This window comes from Streptomyces sp. SM10 (assembly GCF_002910915.1).
GTDB lineage: Bacteria > Actinomycetota > Actinomycetes > Streptomycetales > Streptomycetaceae > Streptomyces.
This window is the reverse complement of the sequence record NZ_NEUF01000048.1, coordinates 244,502-259,723: the sequence shown is the minus strand read 5'-3', so window position 1 is coordinate 259,723 and position 15,222 is coordinate 244,502. Positions and strand designations below refer to the sequence as shown.

Below are 15,222 nucleotides of genomic sequence, written 5' to 3'. Positions count from 1 at the left end.
AGGTCTCAGCTCTGCTGCAGGAGCCGGTCACACGCCTTGACAGCGTTGTCAAGAGCTTCCTTCGGGCTCTGCTTCCCCTGGAGCGCCTTGGCGATCTGGTTACGGAGCTCGGTCTTCATCTGCTCGCTGAACAGGACGGGCGTGTAGTTGACCGCCGTCTTCAGCGACTTGGCGGCGGCCACCCGGACGCGGGTCTCGTCGGTGCCGTCCTCCTCGGTGAAGTAGGGGTCGTCGAGCGATCCCTGGGTGCTCGGGAAGATGGCGACCTGCTTCGCGAACTCCATCTGACGGGTGGCGTCGGTGACGTAGTGCGCGAACGCCACGGAGGCCGGCTTCTGCTGGGTCCGCGCGTTGACCATGAGGCCCATGACGTACATGTTGGCCTTGCCGGTGTTGCTGACCTGTTCGGTGATCCCGATGTTCTTGTAGAGCCCGGGTGCCTGCTTCTTGAAGTTGGCCAGGTCCAGCGCGCTGCCGGGGTTCATGGCCACCGACTCGGTGAGGAACTTGTGCCCCGACGACTCGGGGGTCGCGGTCAGCGCCTGCGGGTCGAGCGCCCTGGCGTCGTACAACTCCTTGTATTTGGTCAGGAGTTCGACCCCCTTTGCGTCGTTGAAGGCGAAGCCGGTGCCGTCCTCGTTCATCAGCTCGCCGCCGTAGCGGCCGAAGTCCTCGATGGTGGGCACGTTCGCCAGGGCGGCGACCTTGCCCTTGCTCGCCCCGGCCAGCTTCATCCCGGCGGCGAAGACCTGGTCGTAGGTGGCGGGCGGCGTCGCCGGGTCGAGCCCGGCATCCTTCAGCAGGCGCTTGTTGTAGAACATCGGCCCGGTGTTGAGGTACCAGGGGAAGGCGAACGTGCCCTCGGTGCCCGGCACCTGATGGCTCGCCCAGGCTCCCGGGAGGTACTCCTTCGCGTACGTCGGCGCCGCCTGGTCGAGGTCCAGGGCGAGCCCCGCCTTGGCCAGCGGGGCCACCAGGTCGGGCGAGACGTTCACGACGTCGGGGAGGGTACCCCCGGCCGCGTCGGCGCTGATCTTGTCGGCGTACCCCTCCCCCGGGCGGTCGACCCACTTGACCTCGGTGCCCGGGTACTTCTTCTCGAAGCCGGCGATCACGCCGTCGAAGTAGTCCTTGAAGTTCGCCTGCAGGTTCCAGGTCTGGAAGGTGATCTTCCCTTCGACCTTGCCGGACGCGTCGGAGGAGCCCGTGCCGGAGCCGCCCCCGCAGGCGCTCAACGGCAGGACGGCGGCGAGGACGACGGCAGCGATGGCTGCTCTTCGGGGGATGCGCACGGTGAACGGCTCCTTTGCTCGGACCAGGCATGCGGTCGGCAGCGGGGTCGCGGACCACCGACCGCCTTCGCTCGGCTGAGACTGCAAGGCGGTCGGCGGAAAGTCAATACATTCACCGTAAGTTCAACCATGACTTCGCCATTTTTACAGGTCAGCGGAGTGCAACTCCCCTGCGAAGAGTGGTAACTAAAGCGCATTAGGGCACTTCAACTCAAGCGCTTTAGGTGTCGGTTCACTTCTCTCGCCCCGGAGAGCCGTAAGGCTTACACTGCGTCGGGGCCGAGCGAACGCGCCGCCCTCTTGGGGACCACGGGGAACGCGGGAAGGAGGCACCGGGTGACACCGCAGGGGCCGCCGGCCGAGGACATCTCGCCGGCCAGACGCACACCGGTACGCCGGCCGACCATGAAGGACATCGCCCAGCGCGCGGGCGTCTCGGAGAGCGCCGTGTCGTTCGCGCTCAACGGCCGCCCGGGCGTCTCGGAGATCACCCGCGACCGCGTCCGGCGGGTCGCCGAACAGCTGGGCTGGCGGCCCAGTACGGCCGCGCGGGCGCTGTCCGGCGAGGGGTCGGCCACCGTGGGTCTCGTGGTGGCGCGGCCGGCCGCCCATCTGGGCGTGGACTCGTTCTTCCTGCAGCTGATCTCGGGCGTCCAGGAGGTACTGGCCGAGCGTCAGCTCGGGCTGCTCTTCCAGGTGGTGGAGGACGTACCGGCCGAGTGCGCCGTCTACCGGCGCTGGTGGGCGGAGCACAGGGTCGACGGAGTCCTCGTGGTCGACCCGCGTACGGACGACCCGCGCGCGGCGCTGCTCGACGAACTGGGTCTGCACGCCGTCGTCATCGGCACCCTGTCCGAAGGGGACACCGGTCCGCACCCCGGCCTCTCGCAGATCCGCGCGGACGACGCGGGCGCCATGGCGGAGGTCGTCGGCCGGCTGCACGAGCTGGGCCACCGGCGCATCGTGCACATCGCGGGCCTGTCCACACTCGCCCACACCGACCGGCGCATCGAGTCGCTGCGGATCGAGGCCGACCGCCGCGGCCTCGCCGAGGCCCACTCGGTGACGACGGACTACTCCGACATCGAGGGGGCGGCGGCGACCCGGCGGGTGCTGGAGCAGCGGACCCCGCCGACGGCCCTGATCTACGACAACGACGTGATGGCGGCGGCCGGGGCCGCCGTCGCCGTGGGCCTCGGGCTCTCGGTCCCCGAGGACGTGTCCGTCGTGTCCTGGGAGGACTCGGCGCTCTGCCGGCTGACCTCGCCGTGGCTCACCGCGCTGTCCAGGGACCCGGTCGCGTTCGGGAGGCTCGCGGCAAGGGAGTTGACCGCGCTGATCGACGGCGGCCCGGCACGGACGGTGCAGGTGCCCCTGCCCCGGCTGATCGAGCGGGACAGCACGGCGCCGGCCCGCGGCGACGGGGAACACGCGGGCGGCGCGGACGGGTGATCCCGGTCGCCTCCCCGTGAAAGACCGTGCGGCGTACGCGGAAGACGTCAGGAACGGCCGTTCACCCGGGGGCGCGCAACGTGTCGAGCACGGTCGTTCACCCTGGTGCGCGGAACGCCGTCAGCCGGAACACGGGGTCGGGCCGCGCCCGGTCGGGCCCGGGCAGAGCGAGGAGTTCCGCCGCGAGCCGTTCGGCCGTCCGCCCGGGGAGCGCCAGCCGCGACGCGTACTCCCCACGCAACACGGCGCGAGCGGCGCGCCGTGGGGAGCGGCCCTGCCCGTGGCCGGCGAACACGGCGCCCCCGGCAGGTTCCAGGCCGAGGCCGGCGGCGTAAGCGCCGACGAGACGGGACGCGTCGGAAGGACACGGGCTGAGGCAGGGGGCGAGCACGGCGTCGATGTCGCTGCCCACGTCGTGGCCGGCGTCCTTGTCGACCGTCGCGACGAACACCCCGCCGGGCCGCAGCACCCGGGCCGCCTCGGTCACGACCTCACGCACCTGCCCTTCGCCCCGCAGCAGATGGAGCAGCCAGACCGCGCTGACGGCGTCGAGCGCCGCGCCGGCCACCGGGAGCCTCCGGGCGTCGGCCAGGGCGACCGCTCCGACCCGGTGGCGGGCCAGCCGCACCATCCCGTGGGATGCGTCCGCCCCGTGCACCCGGAGTCCGGGGCGGCCGCGGGCCACGCGCTCGGTCACCAGCCCTGTGCCACAGGCGATGTCGAGCAGCGTACGGGCGGTCGGGGGCACGAGCGCGAGGACGGCACGGGCGGCGGCCTCGGCGCGGGGAACCCCTCCGCGGGTGGAGTCGTAGCGCGCGGCTTCTGCGTCGTAGTCCAGCACGAGGCCATTCTAGAGCGGCCCCCATGTGTTGCCGGTGAGTGCCGTCGGCCATAACGTGCCCGCATGGAGCTGGAGTTGCGACATCTGCGCACCGTACGGGCCATAGCCGACACGGGCAGCCTCACCAAGGCGGCGGCGGCACTGGGCCTCGCGCAGCCTGCGCTCAGCGCCCAACTGCGGCGGATCGAGAAGGCGTTGGGCGGACCACTCTTCGAGCGGGACCACACGGGCGCGCGGCCGACCCTCCTGGGCGAGTTGGTGCTGGAGCGAGCCCGGGTGGTGCTGCCCGCCGTGAGCGGGCTGCAGGAGGAGGCGGTGCGCTTCGCCAACGCCTGGGCCACCGTGGAGCGCTTCCGGCTCGGTGGCACGCACGGACCGCTGCTCGGCGGTCTCGTCGACCGGCTGGCGTCCGCCCATCCGACGGCTCCGGTGACCACCCATACCTCGTGGTCGGTGACGGAGATCGCTTCGCTGCTGGTCGACGGCAGGCTGGACTACGCGCTGATCGGCACCTGCGGGGAGAGCCCGCCACCGCGGGAGGACCGGCTGGTCTGGCAGGTCATCGGCGTCGACCCGGTGTTCGTGATGCTGCCCGAGAACCATCCGCTGGCGAACCGGCCGGAGCTCGAACTCGCCGCCCTGGCCGACGAGTGCTGGGCCGATGTGCCCGGCGACGGCTGCTTCGCCGACTGCTTCGCGGCGGCCTGCGCGCAGGCGGGCTTCACTCCCGTGTCGGTGTACGAGACGGATACGGCGTCCGTCGTCCATCTGGTCCAGGTGGGCCGGGCGCTCGGACTGTGCCGGGCCACCTTCCCGCCGGCGCCGGGCCTGGTGACCCGGCCGCTGGCGGGCTCGCCGCTGAGCTGGCGTCATCTGCTGGGGCGGCATCCCCGGTCCCCGGGCGCGAGCGCCGAGGCGGCCGCGGCGGCGGTGACCGGGCACACCCGCGCGGCGTACGCGGAGGCGGTGCGGCGCAGCGCCGGCTACGCGGACTGGCTCACGACGCACCCTCGCTTCGGCCCGGCGGACTGAGCCGGCCCGTACGACACCCGGGCCCGCACGAGGGGCCCCGGGCGCGCTACCTCGCGCCGTGCCCGGCGGCGACCGCCTCGACGCGCGCCGCCAGGGCGAGGTCCTTCCGTGTGACCGCGCCACCGGCGTCATGCGTGTGCACCGCGAGAGCCACCGTGTTGTAGCCCAGGGTCAGGTCCGAGTGGTGGTTGAGCTCGTCCTGGATCCCTGCGATGTGGACGGTCAGCCCGGCGGCGGCGAAGTGCGAGGGAAGCCGGTAGGTGCGGGTGATCCGGTCCCCCTCCAGCTGCCAGCCGGGCAGCTCGCGCAGCCCGGCCTCGACGTCGTGCGCGGACAGCGGTTCGGTGGGCATACGCGACTCCTCGGCGTATCGGTGTTGTCGTCGGTGCCTTGTGACGTTACGGTCCGGGAACCTCGGCTGTCGCGTCCGACACGGGTGACGGCGGTCGCCGCGGCGCAGTGTGCTCAGGCAGCGGCGCCCGGCTTCGTCCAGGGCGCGTCACCCCGTACCAGCAGGGACGCGATCGTGCTCACCGCGGCCAGGAGGAGCAGCGCGAGCAGCAGCGGCAGGGCGGGATGCCCGGTCCGCACGGCGAGCGCGCCGCAGGAGGCTCCGGCGAGCAGCGAGAGGGCCGACAGTCCCCGGCGTCCCGCCCTTCCGCCCGGCCCCCTGGCCAGCCGGCTGTCGGCAACGGCCCCGGTGAGGGTGCGGGTCAGGACGGTCGTGGTGAGGTCGGGCACGGCCAGCGCCCGGACGGCGGCGTTCTGCACACCGAGTCCGAGGCCGAGCAGGGTGATGAGCACGAGGCGGACGCCCCCGGTGTACGGCGCGCGCGAGACCAGCACCAGGATCGTGGCGGCGGTGACGAAAGCGGTCTGCAGGAGCAGGGCGCACTGCAGCTGCCGGCCCCGGTGCGCGCGGGCGAGGTGGACGACGGTCCCGCCGGCCAGCGCCCCGGCAGCGAACGATCCGAACGCCAGGACGGAGGCGAGGAGCGGGAACCCGGGGGCACCGGCCAGGGCGAAACCCGTGAAGACCACGTTCCCGGTCATGTTGGCGACGAAGACCCTGCCCAGGACCAGGAAGCTGAACGCGTCGACGAGCCCGGTGAGTACGGTCAGCGCGAGCATCAGCGGCGGCAGCGGGCCCTGGGGGCCGGTCATGTCGGGTACGAGCGTGGCCCGGGCCTCGCGCAGCACGACGGACATGAGCGGCACACTCCGATCGCTGGACGTGATCAGGATTGTGCCGCAGTCCGCCGGCCACGCCCCGCGTACGCGCCCGGGACCGTCCGGACGGTCCCGGGCCCGGGCCGCTCACGCGGGTCAGGCCTGTCAGTGGAGGACAGGGAGACCGGCGCGACCCGGACGACAGGACCTAGACGCGCGCCCCGTTGTCCGCGGGGTCCCCGGGGGACCGCCCGTCCGCGGGCCGGCGCCTCGGCGCCCTCTTCGCGGCCGGGGGCGGGGCCTTGCCGGTCCGCTCCAGGAGAAGTGCCGCGGGCACGGCGGTCAGCACGGAGGAGTACGTCCCCACGCAGACGCCGATGAGCAGGGCGAGCGCGAAGTCCGCCAGCGAGTCGCCGCCGAGCGCCGCGAGGGCGACCAGGATGAACAGCGCGCCCATCCCGGTGTTGACGGTGCGTGGGACGGTCTGCAGCACGGCGCGCTCGGCGATCCGGTCGACCGGTGTACGGCGGTTCCTGGCCCACAGCTCCCGCACCCGGTCGAAGACCACCACGGAGTCGTTGACGGAGTAGCCGATGACGGTGAGGAGGGCGGCGAGGAAGATCCCGTCGACGGGACGGCCGAGCCACGCGAAGGCTCCGACCAGCAGGATGACATCGTGCACCAGCGCCCCGACCGAGGCCACGGCGAACGTCCAGCGGAACCGGACCACGAGGTAGACGAGTTGCACGGACACGGCGACCGCGAGGGCGATCAGGGCGTTGCGTCGCAGTTCGTCGCCGAGGCTGGGCCCGATCAGCTCGTCGCTCACCTTGAGCGTCTCGCCGCCTTCCCGGGAGAGCGCCGCCCGCAGCGCGTGCTCCCCCTCGTTGTCCAGCGTGCCCGTGCGTACGGAGAGGTCACGCTCGCCCGCGGTGGTGACCTCGGCGTCGGTGAAGCCGGCGGCGGTGATCGCGTCCCGGGCCGTCTCGACACCGACGGGACGGCTGGTGGAGTACTCGACGAGCCGCCCGCCGGTGAATTCGACCCCCAGGTCGACCCCGCGCACGAGGATGCCGGTCATGGCGACGAGGACGAGTGCCGTGGAGAGCGTCAGCCAGCGGTGCGGTGAACGGAACAGCCGGGGGTCCCGGACGCGCAGCCAGGTGCGGACACGGCCGGGCCGGCCGATGCCGTTGACGCCCCGGTAGTCGTTGACGAACCGGGAGCCCGTCGCGATCTCGGTGAGCGCGCGGGCGACGACGAGCGCCGAGAACATCGAGGCCAGGACCCCGATGGCGAGCGTGACGCCGAAGCCCTTGACCGGGCCGGAGCCGAGGAGGAACAGCAGGGCGGCGGCGATGAGGGTGGTGACGTTGGAGTCGACGACGGCGCTGCGGGCGTTGCGGAATCCGGCCGTGAGCGCGGAGCGCAGCGTCCGGCTCGACCGGTCGGCGTACTCCTCCCGGGCCCTCTCGAAGACGAGGACGTCGGCGTCGACCGCCACGCCGACCGCGAGGACGAATCCGGCGAGGCCCGGCAGCGTCAGGGTGACCCCCAGGGCCACGAGGGCGGCGTAGGAGATCACGCCGTAGGCGGCGAGGGCGAGGGCGGCGAGTGCTCCGAAGAGCCGGTACACGACGGTGATGAAGAGCGCGGTGGCTGCCGCGCCGATGAGTGCGGCCCGGGCGCTCGCGTCGATGGCCAAGGCGCCCAGTGTCGGGCCGACGGTCCGCTGTTCGACCGTTTCGACGGGTACGGGAAGTGCGCCGCCCTTGATGAGCAGCGCGAGGTCGTGTGCCTCGTCGGCGCTGAAGGATCCGGTGATCCGGGTGGAGCCGGAGGGCAGGCCGCTCCCGCAGCCGGTCGACGGGTCGACCTGTGGCGAGGAGATGACCCTTCCGTCGAGGACGATCGCGACGCGGCGCCGTTCGTCTCCGGCCGGGTGGCAGGCGGCGTCGCCGGTGAGCCGCTTCCACTCCTGGCCCGCGTCCTCGTGGAAGTCGAGGGAGACGGTCCAGCCCGTGCCCTGCTGGGCGTGGAACTCCGCGGTGGCGTCCTTGACCCCCGCGCCGGAGAGCCGCTCCGGGCCGAGGGAGAGGAGACCTCCCTGTTCGTCGGGCAGCGTCGTCGCTCCGTCCTGCCCGGCGCCGGTTGTGCCCACCGCGTGGAAGCCGAGCTGAGCCGTCCTGCCGAGGACCTCGGCCGCCTGACGCGGGTCCTGGACATCGGGCAGCTCGACGATGATCCGGTCCTCGCCGGAACGCGTCAGGACCGGTTCGGCGACACCCAGCGAGTCGATGCGCTGCCGCAGGACCTCCAGGGTGCGATCGGTGCTCTCCCGGTCGGCCTTCGCCGTACCGGAGTCCTTGGCCTGCAGCACCATCCGGGTGCCGCCCTGGAGATCGAGGCCGAGTCTGGGCGGCATGGTCAGCGTGATGAACACGGAGACGAGCAGCACGGCGGCAGCCAGCACCGCTCGCACCGCGGTGGCGCGAGTCATGGAAATCCCCTCGGGTGGGCGTCGCCCGCCCCGGACTCAGAAAGGGCGCGACGACAGGTCGGTGGAACAGGACCGGTGAAGGACCGGCTGACCGGCCGTCACCCGAGGAGGCCCCCGTACGCCCGGCAGCGCCGTCCGGATCCGTACGACCACGACGGGTCCGGGTCCCGCGGCCACGCACGAGGCGCCCCTCGGCGGGTCAACCCCCTGCGGGTGCGGCGGCAGTGCGCCGTGGGCGGGCGGCGGCACCTGGTGCGGGACGTGCGGCCGGTCGGCATGCGCGCCGGAACGAGCCGGGCGGTGGCCGGCGGCCGGAAGACCGGTGCGGCACCGCCGGGCGCATGTGCGGCGCCCACGACGGTCGGCGCCGTGCGCGCGGAGGGAGCCGTCCGGGAAGACGCGAGCGGGGCTGCGGGCCGGGAGGCCGGTCGCGAGAGGTGCGTGGCGTGTCCGGCAACGGACACGGTGGACGGGGCGGTCTCCGTGGCTGCGGGGCCTCGCACAGGGAGCGCGGCTCCGGGTGCCGAGGGCGCGCCGCCGAGAAGGGGCAGGAGGGTGAGGAGCAGCCCGGCGAGGAGGGCCCTCGCCCGGTGCGGCGGCGTGCTGTGCCGCTCCCCCGGGGGAGCGTTCCCCCGGGGCGCGCCCCGGAGGGGGCTCACCTCGTCCGGACCGGGACGACCGGCACCGCAGCCGCGCCCGTACCCGCGCTCGCGGGGCTCGGAGCGGAGCCCAGGATCAGGGCAGCGCCGCGGACGACAGCGGTCGCCGGGTCGCTGTCGACACGCACCGGCACACCGAGGTGGGCGGCGATCGTGCCGGTGACATCGTTCCGGAGCGCTCCGCCGCCGGTGAGCAGGGGGCCACGGCGTAGCGCGCCGCGCAGAGCGCCGTGCCGGTCCTCACGCCGCATGGACGAGACCATGTCGAGCACGTTCCGGCCCCTCACTCCAGGCCGAGCTACTGATAGCAAGGCATGATCGAACCCTCACTATGCAATACAAGGTCAGAAAAGGCCAGAGCCTTCATCATTCCTGGAGCCATGCTCGCCTGCGACTTTCACACCTCCGGGGCGAGGTGGGCCTGGACCAGCTCGGCGAACTCCTCCGGCGCGGCTATCCGGACCCCCAGATCCTCGGCCTTGGCCCGCTTGGATCCGGCCTTCTCCCCGGCGACGAGCAGACTCGTGCGCTTGGAGACGCTGGAGGAGGACTTCCCGCCGGCCCGCTCGATCAGTTCGTTCATCTGATTGCGCGAGAGCTTCTCCAGAGCTCCGGTCATGGCTCCGGTGACCACGACGGTCATACCGGCGAGCGGCAGCCCGGCCGCACCCTCGGCCTGGACACCGCCCTCCGGCTCGGCCCCGGGCTCGGGCGGCGGGGTGGCGCCGGGCTCGGTCATGTTGACCCCGGCCGCCACCAGCTTGCCGATCAGCGGCGCCAGCTCCTCCAGCTCACTGACGACCGCCGCCGCCTTCTCCTTGCCGATGCCGTCTACCCGCTGCAACTCCTCCGCGTCGGCGGCGGCGATCCGGTCCATCGACGCGAAGTACCGAGCGATCCTGCGGGACATGGAGCGGCCCGTGCCCCGCACACCCAGCGCGCAGAAGACGCGGGACAGCGGGCGGGTCCTGGCCGTCTCGAAGGCCGCCAGCAGATTGTCGGTGGACGTCTCTCCCATCCGCTCCAGGGCGAGCAGCTGATCGCGCTCCAGCGTGAAGAGGTCGGCGAAGTCCTGGACGAGGCCCGCGTCGACGAGCTGGACGACCCGGGTGGCACCGAGACCTTCGATGTCGAGCTGATCGCGCCCGGCCGCGTACGAGATGGAGGCCACCAGACGGCAGTTGCGGCCCCGGGTACAGCGCCAGCGCTGCTCGCTCGCGTCGATCTCCGAGCCGCACCGGGGGCAGGCCTCGGGGAATTCGATCGGCTTCTCGTCACCGGTGCGCAGATGGGCGACGGGCGCCTCGATACGGGGGATGATGTCGCCCGCCTTGTAGACCATCACCTGGTCACCCAGACGCAGATCGCGGCGGGTGATGTCGGCCGGATTGTGCAGCGTGGCGTAGCCGACGGTGGATCCGTCGATCTCCACGGGCTCCAGCACGGCGCGCGGTGCGATGATCCCGGTCCTGCCGACATTCCACTCCACGCCCAGCAGCCTGGTGACCTTCTCCACGGCCGGCAGCTTGTAGGCGATGGCCCAGCGCGGCGCCCGCGTCCCGGAGCCCGCGTCGCGCTGGTCCGCCGCCAGATCGGCCTTGATCACGATCCCGTCGATCCCGAACGGCAGCGAGGCGCGCAGAGCGGCGATGCCCTCGACCCCGGCCTGCACCTCAGCGACCGTGGTGACGGTGCGCGGGGCGACCGCGGTCTCCGCCGCCGTGTGCACGCCGAGCCCCGCGACGTACTCCAGGACCTCGCCGTGCGGCAGGGCGGCCAGCGCGGCCGTCAGCTCACCCGAATCCGGGAGCGCGAGCGCTCCGTACGCGAAGAAGGTCATCTCCACCCGGTACGGCCGGTCCTTGGCCCGCAGCGTGCCGGCGGCGCCGTTGCGCGGATTGGCGAAGGGCGCCGCACCGTGTTCCGTACGCACCGTGTTGGCCTGCTCGAACTGCTCCTGGGTCATGAGGATCTCGCCACGCACCTCAAGGGTGACGGACTCTCCGAGCCGCTCGGGCAGGCCGAGCACCGTGCCGATCGCGTGCGAGACGTCCTCCCCGGCCGTCCCGTCCCCGCGGGTGATCAACCGGTCGAGGCGGCCCTCCTGGTAACGCGCGGCGACAGCGAGGCCGTCGAGCTTGGGCTCCACACTCCACGCGGCGACGGGTCTGCCTATCCGCCGCTCCACGGACGCGGTCCACGTGACGAACTGCTCGGCGGAGAAGACGTTGTCCAGGGAGAGCATCGGGACGGTGTGCGGCACGTCCCCCGACATCGCGCCCCCCGCGACCTTCCCGGTCGGCGAGGCGTCCAGCACCTCCTGCGGGTGCTCCTCCTCGTAGGCCGCGACCCCGCGCACCAGCCGGTCGTACGCGTCGTCGTCGAGCCTGCTCTCACCTGCGGTGTAGTACGCGGCGGCGGCGCGCTTGACCTCCTCCACCGCGGCGGCGTAGGAGGCGGTATCGGCGAGCGCACCAGCTGAGTTCGTCGTCATGACCACCATCCTGCCGCCCACCACTGACAACGCCCCACACCCTCCGCCCGGACCACCTCGGGAGAGAACGCTCCCCCATGATCACAACCAGCCAACTCCTCACAAGCGGAAGGTAATTGAGGACCGCCCCCAAAGTATTGACATGCCTAAGTCATGCTTCTGCGTTCACTGAGAGAGCGCTCTCCATCCTGGTCGGACAACCGGTCAGAGGAACCCCACTTCCTCGGAACAGGAGGGCCGTGCTCTTCCTCAAGAGACACACGACCGAAGGGAAGCAACTGGCCGCGCTGAGGGCGCTGTGCGCGGGCAAGGCCGCTGACGTGCCGGAACCCTTCGCCTGCCCGTCGGATCACCCGGTATAAAGACTGCATGACTGCCGACGTCTCACCGCCCGTGCGCCCCGCCACCTTGGAGGACGTGGCCGCGGTGGCGGGCGTCTCCCGGGCCACCGTGTCCCGTGTGATCAACGGTGCGACCACGGTGGACCCGGCCCTGCGGCGCGTGGTGGAGGAGGCGGTGGCCACCACCGGCTACGTCCCCAACCGTGCGGCGCGTTCACTGGTGACCCGGCGGACCGATTCGATCGCCCTGGTGGTGTCCGAGCGCGAACGGCGCTCCGTGTCCGAGCCCTTCATCGGCCGGATGTTCTCCGACCCCCACTTCGGGCGTGTGGTCGCCGGGCTGGTGGACGTACTGCGGCCCGCCGGCATCCAGATGGTGCTGATGCTGGCCGACGACGAGGCCTCCCGCAGACAGCTGCTGTCGTATCTGCGCCAGGGGCACGTCGACGGGGTCGTGCTGATCTCCTCGCACGCCGACGACCCGCTGCCCGGCCTGCTCCACGGCACCCGGCTGCCCGCCGTGCTGGCGGGCCGCCCCCGCCGGCACACTCCCCTCACCTACGTCGAGGCGGACCAGCGGGCGGGGGCCCAGATGGCCGCCGAGCATCTGGCGTCCCTGGGCAGGCGGCGTATCGGGACGGTGGCGGGCCCGCAGGACATGCCGGCGGGGCAGGTCCGCCTGACCGGCTTCCTGGACGCTCTCGAGCAGCACGGCATCAGGGACGTGGTGACGGCCGAGGGCGGCTTCACCCACGCGGGCGGGGCCTCGGCGATGCGGCAGCTCCTGCGTGAACGGCCGGATCTGGACGGGGTGTTCATCGCCTCCGACCTGATGGCGCTGGGCGCTCTGCCGGTCCTGCTGCGTGCGGGCAGGGAGGTGCCCGGCGACGTGGCCGTGGTGGGCTTCGACGACAGCAACGCGGCGGTGGCGTGCGATCCGCCGCTGACGACCGTCCGTCAGCCGGTGGAGGAGATGGCGTCCGAGATGGCCCGGCTCCTCCTGAAGCAGATCGGCAAGCCCGGCGACGGTCCCGCACCGTCCGTGGTCTTCCATCCGACGCTGGTGCGGCGCGCGTCCGCCTGACGCCCGCCGCTCCTCACCCGCGTGTGCCCGGTACGGCGTCGCCGGGGTCGGGAAGGGCTTCGAGCGGTTCGACCTCGCGGAGCGACCCCTCGGAGCGGGCGACCGGCCCCTCGGAGGAGGCCGGGTGATCGGCTGCCTCCGCTGCGGCGCCCTCGATCGGGGAGGACCCGTCGATGTAGGGCTCGTCCGCCCGCACCGCTCCTGCGAACCCTTCCTGCCGGAGCGGCACCTGCGGCCCGGAGAGCTCCCGCAGCCAGCGCGCGAGCACCCGGTGCACGGCCTCCGCGCCCACCGGTCCGGCCGGGGGCACCCCCGGCGGGCCGTCCGGGGAGGTCCCCCGCGGGGTCTCCGCCGCCACGGCGTCGAGCGGATCCGTCAGCGTCCGGGGCCACAGCAGGAACGGCCGGGACTGTTCGCCGCCGAGCCCGCCGTGCGAGCCGATCTGCTCCTCGAAGGCGTGCACGCGGCCGGTTCCGGGGTCGTACATCGAGTTGACCATGACGTCCGCGACGTGCGGGAAGCCGTCCGTCCGCCGCACCGCGTCGGCCGCGCCGGCCCCGAAGACGGCGATCGGGCCCTCTCCGTCCGTCAGCTCGGCCACCGGGACCTGCGCACCGTCGCGTCCGAGCACCACCGAACCGTGCTTCTCGCTCCGTACGAGCAGGAAGCCGATCCCCGGATGGGCGGCCAGCGTGCCGAGCAGGGCGGGGTATCGGCGGTCGAGCTGCTCGCGCGAGGCGCGCCCCTCTATGTCCGGGAACGACAACAGTCCCAGATTGCCCGAGGCGAGCACGACGGGGTCGAAGGACTTGGGCTGTTCCGCGTCCTTCTCCCCCACGACCGGCCTGTGCAGCGCGGTGCGCACGGCGTCACGAGCCTCTGAGGCGCTGCGGGTGCGCTGCGCCCTGCGGGGTACGGGCAGTCCGCAGCCGGCCCGCACCAGGTCCTTGAGGGTGAGGCCGTACCGTCCGGCGAAGGTCTCCCCGGGACTCTGGCCGTGGTCGGACAGCAGCACGATCCGGTAGCCGCGCGGGGTGTGGTCGGCGATCTTCATGATGAGGCCGAGCGAACGGTCCAGGCGGGAGAGGACCTTCTCGGCGTCCCTGCTGTGCGGCCCGGAGTGGTGGGCCACCTCGTCGTAGGCGACCAGGTCGGCGTAGACGGCGGTGCGCCCCGCGAACATGTCGCCGATCACCGCCGCGACCACGACATCGCGTTCCACGACGGTCGCGAAGGCCCTGATGAAGGGGTAGAGCCCGCCGCGCTTCACCCGGGGGGACTCCTTGCGCACCCGTGCGCGGACCGACTGGCCGACCTCACGACCCACCTCGGCGACGAAGGACAGCGCGGTGCGGACGGCGTTGGCCGGGTCGGAGAAGTAGGCGAAGTAGCCGGCCCGCGAGCGACGCCCCTTGCCCAGCCGGGCGGCCATCGACAGGACCAGGGCGAGCTGGTCGGCGCCGCCGCTGAAGAGGTTGCCCCGGCTCGCGCCGTCGACGGTGAGCAGGCCGCCGTCATGGGTGCGGGCGATGGCCCTGCGCTGCAGTTCGAGGGCGCTCGCCGGTCTGCTGGAGACCATGACGGTGCCGCTCTCCTTCTCGAACCAGCGGAAGGCCGGCACATCGAAGTTGCTGCCGTGCAGGATGCCGAGCTGGCTGGCACCGGTCTGGCTGGACCAGTCGGTCGTCCAGGGGGTGAGCCGGTGGCCCGCCTCGTCGGCGAGCAGGCCGGCCACGGTCGGCATGAGGCCGTCGGCCGCGGCCTGTTCCAGGACGTCGTGCCCCACCCCGTCGAGCTGGACGAACACGATCCCGGGCGGGCCGGCGCGCCCTCCGTCCGGGCTGCTCGGCACCCCGCTGCGTCTGCGGCGCCGGTCGGCGAGCCGGGAGAGTCTGCGCCGGTAGGCGTCGTCGTCGCGCACCGCGAGGGCGGTGGAGACCGCGGAGGCCACGGCGGACATGACGGCGGCCACGACGACGGCGGTCTCCGGGGCGGCGTCGCCGCGCCCGTCCGGGATGAGCCGAAGGGCGATCAGCAGCAGGGAGCCGTTGAGGAAGAAGACCAGGGCGCCCAGCACCAGGGCGGGCACGACGAGCAGGGCCCGGACGAGCACGGGCCACACCAGGGCGGAGAGCAGACCGAAGGCTCCGGCGCCCCAGGCCGCGGTGAAGGCGGTCCTCGTGATGGTGTCGCCGTCGTCCGCCTGGAGCTGGAAGTCGGGCAGGATTCCCGCGAGTGCGAGCAGGGTGAGGGTGGAGACGGCCCACACCGAGATCACGCGTATGAGGGCTCCCCCCGCCTCACGCCATCGCCCGTCACTCACGCCGTTCCACCTCACGTCCGGGCCCGGTGCTCGT

General features: G+C 72.6%; 10 protein-coding genes and 1 pseudogene. 3 read left to right on the top strand and 8 right to left on the bottom strand.

The window, feature by feature from the left end; translation table 11 throughout:
- Positions 1–5: 5 nt before the first annotated feature.
- Positions 6–1,292, bottom strand: a complete 1,287-nt coding sequence (locus tag B9S57_RS06275) for a sugar ABC transporter substrate-binding protein (RefSeq protein ID WP_103514515.1) — start codon at positions 1,290–1,292, stop codon at positions 6–8.
- 405 nt (positions 1,293–1,697) lie between these two features.
- On the opposite strand from B9S57_RS06275, the gene B9S57_RS06270 reads away from it, so the two are divergent.
- On the top strand, positions 1,698–2,744 hold the full coding sequence (locus B9S57_RS06270; RefSeq protein ID WP_103514547.1) for a LacI family DNA-binding transcriptional regulator: 1,047 nt from the start codon (positions 1,698–1,700) through the stop codon (positions 2,742–2,744).
- Between the two features lie 97 nt (positions 2,745–2,841).
- Here B9S57_RS06270 and B9S57_RS06265 read toward each other — a convergent pair whose 3' ends face one another.
- Complete coding sequence (locus B9S57_RS06265) at positions 2,842–3,585, bottom strand: class I SAM-dependent methyltransferase (protein ID WP_103514514.1); 744 nt, start codon at positions 3,583–3,585, stop codon at positions 2,842–2,844.
- 63 nt (positions 3,586–3,648) lie between these two features.
- On the opposite strand from B9S57_RS06265, the gene B9S57_RS06260 reads away from it, so the two are divergent.
- Positions 3,649–4,617, top strand: a complete 969-nt coding sequence (locus B9S57_RS06260) for a LysR family transcriptional regulator (protein ID WP_103514513.1) — start codon at positions 3,649–3,651, stop codon at positions 4,615–4,617.
- Between the two features lie 46 nt (positions 4,618–4,663).
- Here the strand turns inward: B9S57_RS06260 and B9S57_RS06255 are convergent, their stop codons facing one another.
- The 5 genes and pseudogenes from B9S57_RS06255 to ligA form a co-directional block, all read right to left on the bottom strand.
- Complete coding sequence (locus tag B9S57_RS06255) at positions 4,664–4,969, bottom strand: 4a-hydroxytetrahydrobiopterin dehydratase (protein ID WP_103514512.1); 306 nt, start codon at positions 4,967–4,969, stop codon at positions 4,664–4,666.
- 113 nt (positions 4,970–5,082) lie between these two features.
- Positions 5,083–5,826 (bottom strand): DUF1275 family protein, encoded by a 744-nt coding sequence (locus B9S57_RS06250; protein ID WP_103514511.1) that lies wholly within the window; start codon positions 5,824–5,826, stop codon positions 5,083–5,085.
- Between the two features lie 169 nt (positions 5,827–5,995).
- Positions 5,996–8,287, bottom strand: coding sequence for a protein translocase subunit SecD (gene secD / locus B9S57_RS06245; protein WP_103514510.1), 2,292 nt, complete (start codon positions 8,285–8,287; stop codon positions 5,996–5,998).
- Positions 8,288–8,942: 655 nt separating this feature from the next.
- A pseudogene (locus tag B9S57_RS06240) lies at positions 8,943–9,224 on the bottom strand (rod shape-determining protein); the annotation flags it as partial.
- A gap of 119 nt (positions 9,225–9,343) precedes the next feature.
- On the bottom strand, positions 9,344–11,440 hold the full coding sequence (gene ligA / locus B9S57_RS06235) for an NAD-dependent DNA ligase LigA (protein WP_181011247.1): 2,097 nt from the start codon (positions 11,438–11,440) through the stop codon (positions 9,344–9,346).
- Positions 11,441–11,809: 369 nt separating this feature from the next.
- Between ligA and B9S57_RS06225 the strand changes: the two genes are divergently transcribed.
- Entirely contained in the window at positions 11,810–12,865 is a 1,056-nt protein-coding gene (locus tag B9S57_RS06225) for a LacI family DNA-binding transcriptional regulator (protein ID WP_103514509.1), read from the top strand.
- A gap of 13 nt (positions 12,866–12,878) precedes the next feature.
- Here B9S57_RS06225 and B9S57_RS06220 read toward each other — a convergent pair whose 3' ends face one another.
- Entirely contained in the window at positions 12,879–15,188 is a 2,310-nt protein-coding gene (locus B9S57_RS06220) for a phage holin family protein (protein ID WP_181011246.1), read from the bottom strand.
- Between the last annotated feature and the right edge of the window lie 34 nt (positions 15,189–15,222).

Excerpts from the sequence above, each read along its gene's own strand:
- B9S57_RS06270 (WP_103514547.1), top strand. The coding sequence starts at position 1,698 with ATGAAGGACATCGCCCAGCGCGCGGGCGTCTCGGAGAGCGCCGTGTCG.
- B9S57_RS06260 (WP_103514513.1), top strand. The coding sequence starts at position 3,649 with ATGGAGCTGGAGTTGCGACATCTGCGCACCGTACGGGCCATAGCCGAC.
- B9S57_RS06255 (WP_103514512.1), bottom strand. The coding sequence starts at position 4,969 with ATGCCCACCGAACCGCTGTCCGCGCACGACGTCGAGGCCGGGCTGCGC.
- B9S57_RS06250 (WP_103514511.1), bottom strand. The coding sequence starts at position 5,826 with ATGTCCGTCGTGCTGCGCGAGGCCCGGGCCACGCTCGTACCCGACATG.
- secD (WP_103514510.1), bottom strand. The coding sequence starts at position 8,287 with ATGACTCGCGCCACCGCGGTGCGAGCGGTGCTGGCTGCCGCCGTGCTG.
- ligA (WP_181011247.1), bottom strand. The coding sequence starts at position 11,440 with ATGACGACGAACTCAGCTGGTGCGCTCGCCGATACCGCCTCCTACGCC.
- B9S57_RS06225 (WP_103514509.1), top strand. The coding sequence starts at position 11,810 with ATGACTGCCGACGTCTCACCGCCCGTGCGCCCCGCCACCTTGGAGGAC.